12 protein-coding genes are annotated in these 12,274 nt (G+C 69.8%); 3 read left to right on the forward strand and 9 right to left on the reverse strand.

Features of this window, described 5'->3' with window-relative positions:
* Window positions 1–2: 2 nt before the first annotated feature.
* Both CYFUS_RS28370 and CYFUS_RS28375 read right to left on the reverse strand, forming a co-directional pair.
* The gene (locus CYFUS_RS28370) at window positions 3–935 is read right to left on the reverse strand and encodes a DUF808 domain-containing protein (RefSeq protein WP_095988072.1); all 933 of its coding nucleotides are present in this window, start codon (window positions 933–935) and stop codon (window positions 3–5) included.
* Window positions 936–1,031: 96 nt separating this feature from the next.
* The gene (locus tag CYFUS_RS28375) at window positions 1,032–1,442 is read right to left on the reverse strand and encodes a hypothetical protein (RefSeq protein WP_095988073.1); all 411 of its coding nucleotides are present in this window, start codon (window positions 1,440–1,442) and stop codon (window positions 1,032–1,034) included.
* 70 nt (window positions 1,443–1,512) lie between these two features.
* On the opposite strand from CYFUS_RS28375, the gene CYFUS_RS28380 reads away from it, so the two are divergent.
* Together CYFUS_RS28380 and CYFUS_RS28385 are read left to right on the forward strand one after the other, a co-directional pair.
* Window positions 1,513–2,451 carry a bestrophin family protein gene (locus CYFUS_RS28380; protein ID WP_095988074.1) on the forward strand — a complete coding sequence of 313 codons (939 nt, stop codon included), beginning with the start codon at window positions 1,513–1,515 and terminating at the stop codon, window positions 2,449–2,451.
* Between the two features lie 18 nt (window positions 2,452–2,469).
* Window positions 2,470–3,297: a spermidine synthase gene (locus CYFUS_RS28385; RefSeq protein ID WP_232536857.1), complete on the forward strand. Its 828-nt coding sequence runs from the start codon at window positions 2,470–2,472 to the stop codon at window positions 3,295–3,297.
* Between the two features lie 9 nt (window positions 3,298–3,306).
* Here the strand turns inward: CYFUS_RS28385 and CYFUS_RS28390 are convergent, their stop codons facing one another.
* The 3 genes from CYFUS_RS28390 to CYFUS_RS28400 all read right to left on the reverse strand — a co-directional run bounded on the left by CYFUS_RS28390 (window position 3,307) and on the right by CYFUS_RS28400 (window position 6,143).
* Entirely contained in the window at window positions 3,307–3,522 is a 216-nt protein-coding gene (locus CYFUS_RS28390; protein ID WP_095988075.1) for a DUF5818 domain-containing protein, read from the reverse strand.
* Window positions 3,519–5,369 (reverse strand): S8 family serine peptidase, encoded by a 1,851-nt coding sequence (locus CYFUS_RS28395; RefSeq protein ID WP_095988076.1) that lies wholly within the window; start codon window positions 5,367–5,369, stop codon window positions 3,519–3,521. The genes CYFUS_RS28390 and CYFUS_RS28395 overlap by 4 nt, the downstream gene beginning before the upstream one ends.
* A 141-nt stretch (window positions 5,370–5,510) precedes the next feature.
* Window positions 5,511–6,143 carry an alpha/beta hydrolase gene (locus CYFUS_RS28400; protein WP_095988077.1) on the reverse strand — a complete coding sequence of 211 codons (633 nt, stop codon included), beginning with the start codon at window positions 6,141–6,143 and terminating at the stop codon, window positions 5,511–5,513.
* 112 nt (window positions 6,144–6,255) lie between these two features.
* Between CYFUS_RS28400 and CYFUS_RS28405 the strand changes: the two genes are divergently transcribed.
* A complete protein-coding gene (locus tag CYFUS_RS28405) occupies window positions 6,256–6,675 on the forward strand; it encodes a type III secretion system chaperone (protein WP_095988078.1) in 420 nt (139 codons plus the stop codon).
* Between the two features lie 31 nt (window positions 6,676–6,706).
* Here CYFUS_RS28405 and CYFUS_RS28410 read toward each other — a convergent pair whose 3' ends face one another.
* The 4 genes from CYFUS_RS28410 to CYFUS_RS28425 all read right to left on the reverse strand — a co-directional run bounded on the left by CYFUS_RS28410 (window position 6,707) and on the right by CYFUS_RS28425 (window position 12,267).
* Window positions 6,707–7,903, reverse strand: a complete 1,197-nt coding sequence (locus CYFUS_RS28410; RefSeq protein WP_095988079.1) for a class I SAM-dependent rRNA methyltransferase — start codon at window positions 7,901–7,903, stop codon at window positions 6,707–6,709.
* Window positions 7,900–8,712, reverse strand: a complete 813-nt coding sequence (locus tag CYFUS_RS28415) for an HAD-IIB family hydrolase (RefSeq protein WP_095988080.1) — start codon at window positions 8,710–8,712, stop codon at window positions 7,900–7,902. Before CYFUS_RS28415 ends, CYFUS_RS28410 begins: the two co-directional genes overlap by 4 nt.
* 114 nt (window positions 8,713–8,826) lie before the next feature.
* Window positions 8,827–10,719, reverse strand: coding sequence for a M4 family metallopeptidase (locus CYFUS_RS28420; RefSeq protein WP_095988081.1), 1,893 nt, complete (start codon window positions 10,717–10,719; stop codon window positions 8,827–8,829).
* A gap of 378 nt (window positions 10,720–11,097) precedes the next feature.
* Entirely contained in the window at window positions 11,098–12,267 is a 1,170-nt protein-coding gene (locus tag CYFUS_RS28425; protein ID WP_095992278.1) for a hypothetical protein, read from the reverse strand.
* Window positions 12,268–12,274: the final 7 nt, after the last annotated feature.

Raw genomic sequence — 12,274 nt, forward strand, 5'->3', positions numbered from 1 at the left:
CCTCACTTCTCCTTGCCGCGGCCCAGCACGCGCGAGCCCAGGCTCACCACGCCCAGCGCCAGCGCGCCGGCGAGGATGCCCACCAGGGCATTGGCCAGCGGCGACACGAGCGCCCCCAGCACGCCCGCGGCGTGGGCCACGCCCTCGATCGCGTGGTGCAGCGGGCCGATGCCGTGCGTGAGGATGCCTCCACCCACGAGGAACATGGCGGCGGTGCCGGCGACCGACAGGAACTTCATGAGCAACGGCGCCGCCTTGAGGATGCCCACTCCCAGGCCGCGCACGGTCCGCGGCCAGGCGCCCTCGCCCGTCTGACGGCTCAGCGCGAGCCCCGCGTCGTCGAGCTTGACGATGCCTCCCACCAGTCCGTAGACGCCCACGGTCATCAGCACGGCCACGCCGACCAGCGCCAACACCTGGGTCATGAAGGGCGCGCTGGACACGACGCCCAGCGAGATCGCGATGATCTCCGCCGAGAGGATGAAGTCGGTGCGCACCGCGCCCTTGATCTTCTCCTTCTCGAGCGCCACGAGGTCCACCTTCGGATCGGCCACGGCCTGGACCAGCTCGTTGTGATGGGCCTCGTCCTCGTGCTGGCTGTGCAGGAACTTGTGCGCCAGCTTCTCGAAGCCCTCGAAGCAGAGGTACAGGCCGCCCACCATCAACAGCGGCGTCACCGCCCGAGGGATGAAGGCGCTGATGGCCAGCGCCGCGGGCACCAGGATGGCCTTGTTGAGCATCGAGCCCTTGGCCACGGCCCACACCACCGGCAGTTCCCGGTCGGCGTTGACGCCGGTGACCTGCTGGGCGTTGAGCGCCAGGTCATCGCCCAGCACCCCGGCGGTCTTCTGTGCCGCCACCTTGGTCATCACCGACACGTCGTCCAGGAGGGTGGCGATGTCGTCGATCAGGGCGAGCAGGCTGGATCCGGCCACGGTGAAGGCTCCTTACGGCGAGAGGTAGGCGCGCATCCTAATGTCCCCGGGCGGGGATGCCACCGGCATCCGCCGTCATTCGTCACCCCAGGCCCACTACCGCCCCGCCTGAGGGAGGAGTCCGGCCACCCAGCGCTCGGCCTCCTCGGGGGTGGAGAAGGTGAGCACGGACGTGGGCAGCGGCAGGACCGCCAGGATGGCGCGGAGAGCCAGCCGGGCCAGGGGCGAGGAGAGGATGATTCCCGCGCCCAGGATCCGCTCGCGCAGGTGGGCCTCATGCGTCTTGAGCCACGCCAACTGACGCTGGCGCTGCTCCTGATCCATGGACATCCGTGAGATCTGGCGCAGGTCGATGAGGAGGATGAGCTTCTGCTCGGCGCGCTCGAGGTGCCCGCCCAAGGTCACGAGGAACGCCTCGTACTCCTCGGGGGAAAGGGCCCGGGGAAACCCGAGGGAGAGCAGGGGCCATCTCGAACTGTCGAAGAGGACTCGGTCTGTGGTGGACATGCGCGGGGAACGCAGTATGCCAGGGAGGCACCTCGCGGGGCGATGACCAACGCGCCCCGGCAACTCCACCATGATCATCCGCCCTCGTCCCACCGCCTGGCAGTTGCTCTACATCCTGCGCGGCTCGGTGCTTCCCCGCGTGCTGCCTCAAGTGCTGGGCATCGCGCTGATGTCCGGCCTCGCGGTCTGGGCCATCCAGAAGGATTGGCTCCACCTGCCCTCCAGCACGGCCGTCCCCATGTCCCTGCTGGGGCTCGCGCTCTCCATCTTCCTCGGCTTTCGCAACAACGCCAGCTACGACCGCTGGTGGGAGGCGCGCAAGCACTGGGGCGCGCTCATCATCGAGCTGCGCTCCCTGGCCCGTGATGCCGTGGCCCTGCTCGACGACGGCGCGGACCCGGGGACTCCCGTGCGAGGACGTCACGACGCTCGGAGGCTCGTCCACCGCGGCATCGCCTTCGCCCATGCCTTCGCCGGGTATCTGCGCGGGCACGACGAAGGCGACAACCTCGCCCGCTACCTCGCTCCCGACGAGCTGGCTCGGGTCCAGGCCAGCATCAGCCCGCCGGATGCGTTGCTGCGCGAGATGGCCCAGGAGCTCGCCTCCCTGCGGCGCACGGGCCGACTCACCGACATCACCTGGCAGACCTTGAACGAGCGCGTCGGTGGGCTGTCCACGGTGCTCACCGCCTGCGAGCGCATCCGCTTCACCCCCCTGCCCTTCGCCTACACGGTGCTCCTGCACCGCACCGCCTACCTGTTCTGCCTGCTGCTGCCCTTCGGACTGGCGGAGCTGCTCGGGTGGATGGCCCCGGTGCTCGCCGCCGTCCTGGCCTATACCTTCTTCGGGCTGGATGCGCTGGGAGACGAGCTGGAGAACCCCTTCGCCCACGTGCCCAACGGACTGCCCCTGCTGGCCATGGCCCGGACCGCGGAACGGGGACTGCTCGAGGCCCTGGGCGAGCCCGTTCCCGAGCCGCTGCGGCCTCAGTCCTACCTGTTGATGTGAGAAGGTCTCTTCCCACGCATGTCCGACTCGAAATCCAAGCGTGGAACCCGCCCGGGGGCGGCGAAGCCGGCGAAGAGCCCGCGGTCCTCGGCCACCGTGATCCACGAAGAGCCCTCGCCGCTCGGGACGGTGTTCGTGGTGGACACGGGCGACCTGCGCACGCTGCGCTTCGACAGTCCCCGGGGCGCCATCCAGAGCGCGCTGCGCAAGAGCGATCCCCTCGCGGTGCCCACGAGCTACGTGCGGGTGGCCACCGCCGGGCTCGCGCTCACCCGGGGGCGCTCGCGCGTCCTGGTGGTGGGACTCGGGGGAGGCGCCTTCCCCCGGCTGTTGCACCGGTGCCTGCCCCGGACGCGGGTGGACGTGGTGGAACTCAACCCCGTGGTGGTGGAGGTGGCCCGGCGCTACTTCCACGTCCACGAGGACGAGCGGCTGCACATCCAGCTCGGGGACGCGGCCCACTTCATGGAGGAGCGCGGGCCGCTCTATGATCTCATCCTCCTCGACGCGTTCGCGGGCGAAGGGACGCCGGAGCACCTGAAGGAGACGCTCTTCCTCGAGACGGTGCGGCGCCGGTTGCTGCCGGGAGGCGTCGCCGTGCTCAACATCGCCCTGGAGGATCCGGCGAAGGTGGCGTGGCGGGTGCGGACCTTCGCCGGGTGCTTCGAGGACTGCGCGATGCTGCGCGGCGCGTCGGAGTACATCAACCTGCTCCTGGTGGGCACCCAGGAGCCCCTTCCCCCCGAGCCCCAATTCCGGCGGCAGTTGTCCCAGCTCGCGCGTGAGATGGGGTTTCCCTCCCTGGCGCGCAGCGTGGTGTCCTTCGCGCGCGCCCTGGAGGGGTGAGGGCCGGCCTCAGAGGAAGCGGTACGAGGTCACCGTGAACACGGGGCCGACCATGGCGACGGTGAGCGCGTCGCGGTCCACGTCCCCGTGCGCCTCGATGCGCTGGCCATCCTTCTTGATCTTCCGATCCCCGCCCGCGAGCTGGTAGGTGCGGCCGTCATCGCCCTCCAGCACCCAGACACCCGTCTCGATGTCGCGGAACACCACGCGTCCGGTGAGCTTCATGGCGACTCCCGGCGCAGCATGGCGCGCGAGATGAAGAGGCAGATGAGCACGTTCACCACCAGCCAGGGCCGGGCCATGAAGGTGAAGGGCATCCACGCCAGCGCGGGCGCCTTGACCCACGCGGTGTAGGCGAGGAAGCCGGCGAAGCCCAGCGCGAGCCCGCCCAGCGCGGGGCGCAGACCCTTGAACTTGATGGCGAAGATGGAGAGCACCAGGGGGATGAGCGCGCTGTAGAAGAGCGGGCTGACCGTACGGGTGCCGAAGATGATGCGCTGCCAGTCGGGAATGGGCAGCCAGGCCACCTGCACCACCTCGCCCGCCGCGCCCGGGACACCACCCACCCACGAGCGGAGGAAGAACGCCCCCACGGTGGCCAGCACCAGCGGCACGAGGAAGCTCGGACGCAGGAGGATGTTGAGGTAGCCCGGGCGCTCGCGCCCGCGCAGCGTCAGCAGCACCACCGCCAGCAGCGCCAGGGCCCACCACAGCGACGGCCAGCGCGAGCTCGCGCCACCCAGCGCCTTGAGCGAGGCCTCGGCATCCAGCAGACCGTGGCCGTACTCCTCCGACCAGGCCTGCCCGCCCACGCGCGAAGCGCCCGCGAACAGGGCCCGCTCCACCTCGTCCGGTCCGCTGGCGCCCTCGGCGTAGAGCAGCGCCGCCACCGCCGCCACATGGGGGGTGGCCATGCTCGTGCCCTGATAGGCGGCATACACGGAGCGCGAGACGTCGCGTGGATCGATCGTGTTCTGCAGGATGCCGCCCGCGTCGCCCTGGCGCTTGTCTCCACCCGGCGCCGCGATGTCCAGCTCCCGGCCATAGGACGAGTAGGGAGCACGCACGCCGCCCGGGCCCACCGCGGCCACCGCCACCGCGCCCGGATAGGCCGCGGGGAACTCCACCCGCGGACGGCCCGCGTTGCCCGCCGCGGCCACCACCGTGACGCCCTTCTTCCGGGCATACGCCACGGCGTCCGCCATCACCTGCGAGTAGCCCCCACCACCCAGGGACATGTTGATGACCTGGGCGCCATTGTCCGCCGCGAAGCGGATGGCATCGGCGATGTCCGCCGACGTGCCAGAGCCGAAGTGGTTGAGCACCTTCACCGGCATCAGCGTCGCCTCGAACGCCACGCCCGCCACGCCCACCCCGTTGTTCGTCGCCTGCGCGATGGTGCCCGCCACGTGCGTGCCATGCCCATGGTCGTCATTGGCGTGCGTGTCGTCGCCGACGAAGTCATACCCCTTCTTGAACCGGATGCCCTTGAGGTCCGGCACCTGCTTGAAGTCGTCGTAATCCTCGTAGGCGATGCCCGTGTCCAGCACCGCCACCACCACGCCCTTGCCGTGGCTGCGCAGCCACGCCTGGGGCATGTGGATCATCCGCAGGTTCCACTGCCGGGGATACTCGGGATCATTCGGTGTGAAGCCCTCCTTGTCGAGCGCCGGCGCTGGCTCCTCGAACACGGCCTCCTCGCCCACGGGCACCCGGTACACGCGCAGCGGCTCGGCGGACTCCACGGCCGGGTGCTGGCGGATGGCCTCGAGCACCGCGTCCACGTCCTCCACCCCGTGCGCGATCGCCACGCCCGAGCGCGGCCCCTCCACGGAGTTGTACGTGAGATCCACCCCCCACTCCGCCTCCCAGGCATCGATCTCCTCCTGCGAGGTGCCATCCTTGAAGTCCACCACGATGCCGTGGGGATCCTCCTCCGACAGCACGCGCCGCGAGGTGTCCGCCTCGAGGGCCGTTCGCTCCGCCGTCTCCGCGGACTCCGGGGGCGATGCGCAGGCCACCAGCGCCAGGGCCAACACCGCGTTCGCCAGGATCCAACGCTTCATGGGCATGGGTGCTCCTTCGTGACGACCCCTACGAACGAACCGCGGAACGATTGGGTCTCACTCGAATCTGCTCGTTTTCCCGCCCGGAGGACAAGCCGTCATCCGGCCGGGGAGCGCCAGTGGATTCAATGGTTTACGCGGCATCGGTCAGTTGCCCGACAGCCGCTTCAACCAGGCACGCACCTGCTTGCCCACGATCGGGAGGGCATGGTGGAGGTGCGCGCCCGCCCCTTCCACGACTTCCAGGGTACCGCCCGCCGCGTCCACCGCCCGGGCCAGCTCGGCGCGCGGCAGGGTGGCGTCCAGCTCACCCACCACCACGAGCAGCTCCCGCCCCAGGCCCGTCAGCTCCCCGGGCGTCACCCCACGCGGACTCACCAGACACAGGCCCGCCACCCCGGAATGCCTCGCCCGCAGCCCCAGCGCCACCCGGGCACTGCCATGCATCGCGGCCACCGCCGCCGTGGGGGCCTGGGCGTTCTCCAACACCACCGTCAACGCGGCCTCGGCCTCGTCGATGAGGGCCGCGCCCGTGCCGCGCTCACCCTGGCTGCCGCCGACGCCGCGGTAGTTGAAGCGCAGCGTGGCATGGCCCGCCGTGGCCGCGGCGAAGGCCAGCTCCGCCCCGATGACATGATCCATGCCGCCTCCCTCCTCGGGCGTGGGCGACAGCACGAGCAGCGGAGGGCGCACCTGCCCCCGGTGCGCCACGCCCTCCATCACCTCACGCCCCACGGGGATGAGCGCCGGGCGCTCGAGGTACTGACCTTTGAGGACCATAGAGCGCGCGAGTTTAACGCGGTGTGACGCCCCGGCGCATTCCTCGCGGCCTCCACTGCGCTGCTGTTAACCTCTGGAGAGACGACACCCCCCTGCCGAGGGAGAGGATTCCATGACCCGCGACGAAGCGCAGAAACTGGTGCAGGCGTACCTGCTGGCCCTCAAGCAACCCAGCGAGGGCCTCAATCCCCAGGGGTTTGGCGGCGCGGTGATCGGCGAGGCCCAGCTCTACTTCGAGTACCACGGCAAGACGCAGCAGTTGGAGGCGAGCGCCCTCGTCTACAAGTTCCGGGATCGCCCCAAGCCCGGCGTCATCGAGGGCTTCAGCGCCGAGGAGAAGGCGGGCACCGATACCGGCGGCGGCGTGGTGGACTACGAGCCGGAGAACAAGAGCCTGTTCCTCAGCCGCTCCTACGCCGCGGTGCCCCCGGTGGAGACCTTCCAGCAGCACATGGACCAGCTCATGAAGGCCAGCCTCCACTGGAGCACCGAGGTGATCGAGCGCGTGGCCTCGCGCGTGTTCAAGAACTGAGGCCCGTGGGCGTCCGCCCCCGGGCCGCCCCTCACACGGACGCCATCACGTAGAACTTCAGGTATTTGCCCTCCGGGAACTGCAACCGGATGGGGTGATCGGGCGGCTGGTAGCGCTCCTCCACCAGGGCGAGATCCACCCCCGCCTTGAAGGCCGCCTCCTTCACCGCGCCCAGGAAGTCGTCCGGGCTCACGCGCGCCGAGCACGAGGCTGTCGCCAGCAGGCCTCCGGGCCGCAACAGTCCCAGCGCCTGGCGGTTGAGCGAGGCATACCCGTCGATCGCCGCCTGCACCGCCTTCTGGCTCTTCGCGAACGCGGGCGGGTCCAGGATGATGAGATCGAACGTGCGGCCCTCCTCGCGGAAGGACGCCAGGAGCTTGAACACGTCCGCCGCCAGGAAGTCGTACTTCTCCGCCGGCAGGCCGTTGCGCGTGAAGTTCTCGCGCGCCAGGGCGATGGCCTCCGGATCCAGATCCACCGAGAACACGCTCTTCGCCCCGCCCAGGGCCGCGTTCACCGAGAAGCCTCCGCTGAAGCAGAAGCAGTTGAGCACGTCGCGGCCCTCGGCCAGCCGCCGGATGAGGTAGCGGTTCTCGCGCTGATCCAGGAAGAAGCCCGTCTTCTGCCCCTTCCAGGCGTCCACGAGGAACGTCGCCCCGCGCTCGCGGATGGTGAGCAGCTCCGGCGCCTTCTCGCCCCAGAGCATCCGCCCCGCGCCCCGGCCCTCGTCGTCCTCCACGTCGTCCCGGCCCACCTCGTCCCGGCCGATGATGCCCTGGAGCTCGGGCACCGCCGCCTTGAGCGCCTCGACGATGAGCCCCCGGTAGGGCGTGAGGCCCGCCGAGTACAGCTTGAGCACCGCGTAGCGGCCATACAGGTCCACGATCACGCCCGGCAGCCCATCCCCCTCGCCGTGCAGGAGCCGGAAGCTGTCCGTGTCCTTCAAGTCGATGAGCGAGCGCCGCTCGGCGAGCGCCTGCTTCACGCGCTGGGCGAAGAAGGCCGCGTCGATGGCCTGACGGGGGTTGCGCGTGAGCACCCGCACGGCGATGGCCGAGTGCGGATCGAAGTAGCCGCGCGCCACGAACTTCCCGTTCTCCGCCAGATCCACCACGCTGCCCGGAGGAATCTTCGGCACCTGGGCGAGCGCCTTGCGGAACACCCACGGGTGCCCCGCGCGCAGGTGACGGCCCAGCCCCGGTGCGAGCTCCAACTTCACGACATTCACGGTGCAACTCCTCTTCTGACTCCCCGGGAAGCGAGCAGGGCGCGCACGAGCTCCTCGAAGCCCCTGCCCTCCTCCGCCCGGGTGATGAAGGCCGGCGGCGTGTCGATGCGCTCGAGCACCCGCCGCACGTTGGCCACCCCGACACTCAGGGCGAACTCCCCGAACATCGGAGCGTCATTGAAACTATCCCCCACGTACACGAAGCGGGGCTCGCCCGGCACGGGTGTCACCCCCCAGGCGAGCTTCAGGAAGCGGCGCACCGCGGAGCGCTTGTCGAAGCGGCCCAGCCAGCAGTTGATGTGCACCGACGAGCGCACCGCCGTCACGCCCCGCGCGCGCAGCAGGGCTTCCAGACGCTCGGCTCCCGCCTCGCCCAGCCGCGCCTCCTCGTTCCAGTCCACCGCCAGGTCCACCTCGGTGTAGGCGCTGTCCACGGACAGCCGCGCGCCCGGCACCTGCCGCAGCACCGCCGCCACCTCGGCCTGGAGCCGCTCGCGGTTGGGCCCCCGGACACGCGGGGACTCCGCGTACACCTTGCGCAGCCGTCCCCCCGCGCCGCGCAGGAAGAACAGGCCACCGTTCTCCGCGATGACGCCCTCCACCGGCAGCGTGCGGGCCCAGGCCTCGCCCCAGCCCGCCGGCCGGCCCGTCACCAGCACCACCTTGAAGCCCGCGTCCGAGAGACGCTCGAGGGCGCGAATGGTGGTGGAGCGCAACCGATGCGCGGTGGTGAGGGTGCCATCGACATCGGTGAAGACACCCTCCACTCGGGAGAGGTCCGCTTCACGCAGGGGACGGGGAGTGGCCATACGGTCCGCCGCACCTACACCCTTCCCGGCCCGGCGGGAAGGCCCGCACGAACGAAACCCCCGGGAGGCGGGGCCTCCCAGGGGTTCGTCTTCAGCTCAAGTGCTCGTGAGGGACTAGTAGCTGCCCGTCAGCGTCACACCCGAGAAGGTGCTGTAGGCGCGCACCGAGATGTAGAACGTCGTGGCCGCGGTCTTCGCCGGCAGCTCGCACGTCTCGCTGTTGCCGGACTTGTACGGACGGCAGTCGTAGGTGGTCGTGGTCGGAGCCGCACCAGCGCGCACGTAGAGGTCCGCGTCACCCGTGCCACCGGAGATGGCGAAGGTGGAGGCCTTGCCGGCCGGCACGGCCAGGGTGTAGCTCAGCGAGGCGCCGGTGGACGCGGCCAGGCCCGTCTGGTTGAGGTAGACGGTCTGCGGAGGAGCCGCGACGCCCACGCCCACCGCCGTCAGGGAGGCCGTCACCGCGGCCACTTCAGCCGAGCCCGCGCCGTAGAGCGCCGCAGCGGCCTGCTCGAGGTAGGTCCTCGCCTGCGAGTAGTTGGTGGAGGCGGTGAAGTAGTCGACGTTGGCCTTGTAGTAGATGGCGCCGGCCTTCTGCACGCCGATGGCCGGGACGACCGTGGTGGACTTGCCGCGCGGGTGCGTGCCGCCCTTGGAGAGCAGCGTGAAGGCCAGGTTGGCCACGCCCGAGCTGTAGTGCACGTCGACGTTCTTCGTGCTGGTGGTCCAGAAGTCGTGCGACGCGCCGTCCTTGGCCGGGTCGTACATGTAGCGGAGCGCGTCGTTCGGCGTGGCCGGGGTCCAGATGTCGTCGCCCACCATGAACACCGCGTTGGTGGTCGCCCAGGTGCCCGAGTCGTAGCTCTCGCAGTAGGCGCCGAAGATGTCGCTCATCGCCTCGTTGAGGCCGCCGGACTCACCCGAGTAGGTCAGGTTGGACTCGCGCTCGGTCACCGCGTGGGTGAGCTCGTGCGTGGTCACGTCCGCGGACAGGCCGAGCTGGGTCGAGTTCACGCCGTCGCCATCGCCGTACACCATCTGGGTGCCGTCCCAGTACGCGTTCACGTAGTTGCGGCTGTAGTGAACGGTGCTGATGAGCGTGGCGCCCGCGTTGTCGAACGAGTCGCGGCCGAAGTTGTTCTTGTAGCAGTTGTAGGTGCCACCCAGCTTGTCGTAGTTGACGTCGACGTGGGTGTCGCCCGTGGCCGCCTGGCCCTCGGAGCGCTTGAGCGTGCCCGGGGTGGAGCTGCCGTTGTTGGCCGAGTACACCTTGCGGTTGAGCGCCGTGTGGATCTTCGCGTGACGCGCCACGATGGAGCCATCCAGGGCGCTCACGTAGACGGCGTCCTTGATGGGCAGGTCGAGGCCCTCGCCGCTCACGATGGCCTCATAGGCCAGCTGGAGCTTGGCGTCCGTGGAGGGACGCACGTACACCAGGCGCACGCCGTCGATCTGCAGGTGACGGCCGGTGGTGCTGTCCAGGGCGGCCACCTTCGCGGCCTCCTCGGAGATGCTCGGGCGGGCGGGGGCGATCTCACCGTCACGCGCCGTGCCGTTGGCCGCGATGATGGTGTTGTCCTGGCCGACGTGGATGACCATCTCATCGTTGACCACGGGCAGGCCGTTCTTCGTCTGGCCGAAGCGGATGTGGGTCACGCCCTTCTCATCCGTGCGCGAGCGCTTGGCGACCAGGTCCGCCGCGTTCAGGCGGAACGCCGCGGCGATGCCGGGCAGCGCCTTGCTCACGCGGTTGCCAGAGCCCAGGGCCAGACCCTGGACCTCGTCGGCCTTGCCCAGCCGGCCGGTGATCATGAAGGGGATGCCGTTGGCCTCCTGGCCAGCGATCTGCGCCGAGGGAAGCGCCGCGAGCGCGGCCTGGATGTCGGCGAGGGAATCGGTGGCCTCATCGAACTTCTGTTCACCCTCGGGCAGCTGGGTGTTGTCGACCTCGCAGGCGGCGAGGGGAAGGGCAAGCAACGCAGCAGCAAGGAAGCGAATACGAGTCACTGGGGGGACTCCTCCTGGGCGACGGCGGGGATGCCGTCACACGCCCTTCTCCATGAGCAGGAACCGGGCCAACCGCCAAAGCCTGGGAATGACAGTCTTGTGAACTCTCCAGGCGAGTCCCTGTGGAGCGTGAATGTCACGCCTTTTCCGCACCGCGTCGTAAAACCTTCTTACACCTCGAAAAAAAAGCCCAGTCATTCAGGGGGATTAGCGCCCCTCCATTTTGGGTGTCCGAATCCACTACAGTCTGTCCTGAATCAGGACACCCCCCTCCGGACACACGTTCCCAGGCCCCTCGTACAGGCGGTATACACAATTGAATCCGTGGTGGAAATATTCGTGCGCCAACCGTCCCCGGGCTTCGGGCGGCGTCCGGGCCTAGAGGACGTCCAGGCCGGCCAGGAGCGACTGGAGGGATTCGATCGTGGTGCGCAGCTCGGGGACGGACAGCTGGGCGAGCTGCGTCTTGCGCGCCTTGCGCAGGAAGGCGTCGAGCGAGGGATCCCGTCCATAGAGGGATTGGGCGCTGGCGGCGGCCTCGGCCACGGTGCGTGCCGCCGCGGCGGGCTCCGTGCCCAACAACCCCACGGCCCGCTCCAGCCGCACGCCGCACCCCGCCCACACCTCGCGGTCATGGGCGATGAGCATCTGGCGCTTGTTCACGCTGGAGAGCGAGCGCACGAAGCCCTCCAGCTCCTCCACCAGTGACAGCAGCTCCTGCTTGAGCAGCGACGCCTGGATGGCGAGCCTGCCCACCCGGCCGCGCAGCTCGATGATCTGCCGCTTGTCCTGGGCGCGCAGGTGGCGGTAGGCCACGGTGCGCCCGAACGCATCCAGCTCGGTCTGCAGCTGCTGGGCGTTCCACTGTACGTCCTCGGGCTCGGCCTCGCGCACCCGGCCCAGCCGCGCCGCGACGATGCGCGACAGGTCCGCGACGATCGCCCGCACCATCACCGACGCCTGCACCTCCGCCTCGTGCCCGGGCACCACCTGCTGCCGCGTCACCGGCCCGAAGGCACTGGCCGACTCGAAGACGAGGTTGCCAATCTGCTCGCGGAAGCGCTCGCGCAGCCGCTGGATCTCCGCCAGCAGCGTCCACCGGTCCGACACGACCGCGGGGTTGCGCATCGCCTCGCCGAGCTGGGTGACGCCCTGGGCGAGCTGTTGCATCCAGCCCTGGAGCAGCTCGGTGGCGTCCCTGGCGCGCCGGGCCTCCACGCTGGCCTGCAGGGGCACGTTCCCACCCGAGGCGCTCGCCGCCGACCGCGCCGCGCACTGCTCGCGGATGACGTTGAGCAGCCGGTTGACGTCCATCACCGTGTCCCGGATGACGGGCGCCATCTCCTCCCACAGCGAGAGGTCCGGACTGTCCTCCACGCTGGCCGTCTCGTACTTCAGCAGATCCAGATCGCTCAGGCGCAGGATGGCCTGGCCCGCGGCCGCGTACACCTCGCGCATGCGTTGGGCGAAAGCCTGATCCGAGAGGGAGTGCAGGAGCTCTTCGAGTCGGGGGGACAGCGCGGGCGGGGGCGAGGTATCGGCGGACACGGCGCCC

Origin of the sequence: Cystobacter fuscus (genome assembly GCF_002305875.1) — a bacterium.
Classification (GTDB): domain Bacteria; phylum Myxococcota; class Myxococcia; order Myxococcales; family Myxococcaceae; genus Cystobacter; species Cystobacter fuscus_A.

What these genes read in the sequence shown, in the direction of transcription:
- CYFUS_RS28380 (WP_095988074.1), top strand. Translation starts at nt 1,513, where the DNA reads ATGATCATCCGCCCTCGTCCCACCGCCTGGCAGTTGCTCTACATCCTG.
- CYFUS_RS28415 (WP_095988080.1), bottom strand. Translation starts at nt 8,712, where the DNA reads ATGGCCACTCCCCGTCCCCTGCGTGAAGCGGACCTCTCCCGAGTGGAG.
- CYFUS_RS28375 (WP_095988073.1), bottom strand. Translation starts at nt 1,442, where the DNA reads ATGTCCACCACAGACCGAGTCCTCTTCGACAGTTCGAGATGGCCCCTG.
- CYFUS_RS28395 (WP_095988076.1), bottom strand. Translation starts at nt 5,369, where the DNA reads ATGCCCATGAAGCGTTGGATCCTGGCGAACGCGGTGTTGGCCCTGGCG.
- CYFUS_RS28400 (WP_095988077.1), bottom strand. Translation starts at nt 6,143, where the DNA reads ATGGTCCTCAAAGGTCAGTACCTCGAGCGCCCGGCGCTCATCCCCGTG.
- CYFUS_RS28405 (WP_095988078.1), top strand. Translation starts at nt 6,256, where the DNA reads ATGACCCGCGACGAAGCGCAGAAACTGGTGCAGGCGTACCTGCTGGCC.
- CYFUS_RS28390 (WP_095988075.1), bottom strand. Translation starts at nt 3,522, where the DNA reads ATGAAGCTCACCGGACGCGTGGTGTTCCGCGACATCGAGACGGGTGTC.
- CYFUS_RS28385 (WP_232536857.1), top strand. Translation starts at nt 2,470, where the DNA reads ATGTCCGACTCGAAATCCAAGCGTGGAACCCGCCCGGGGGCGGCGAAG.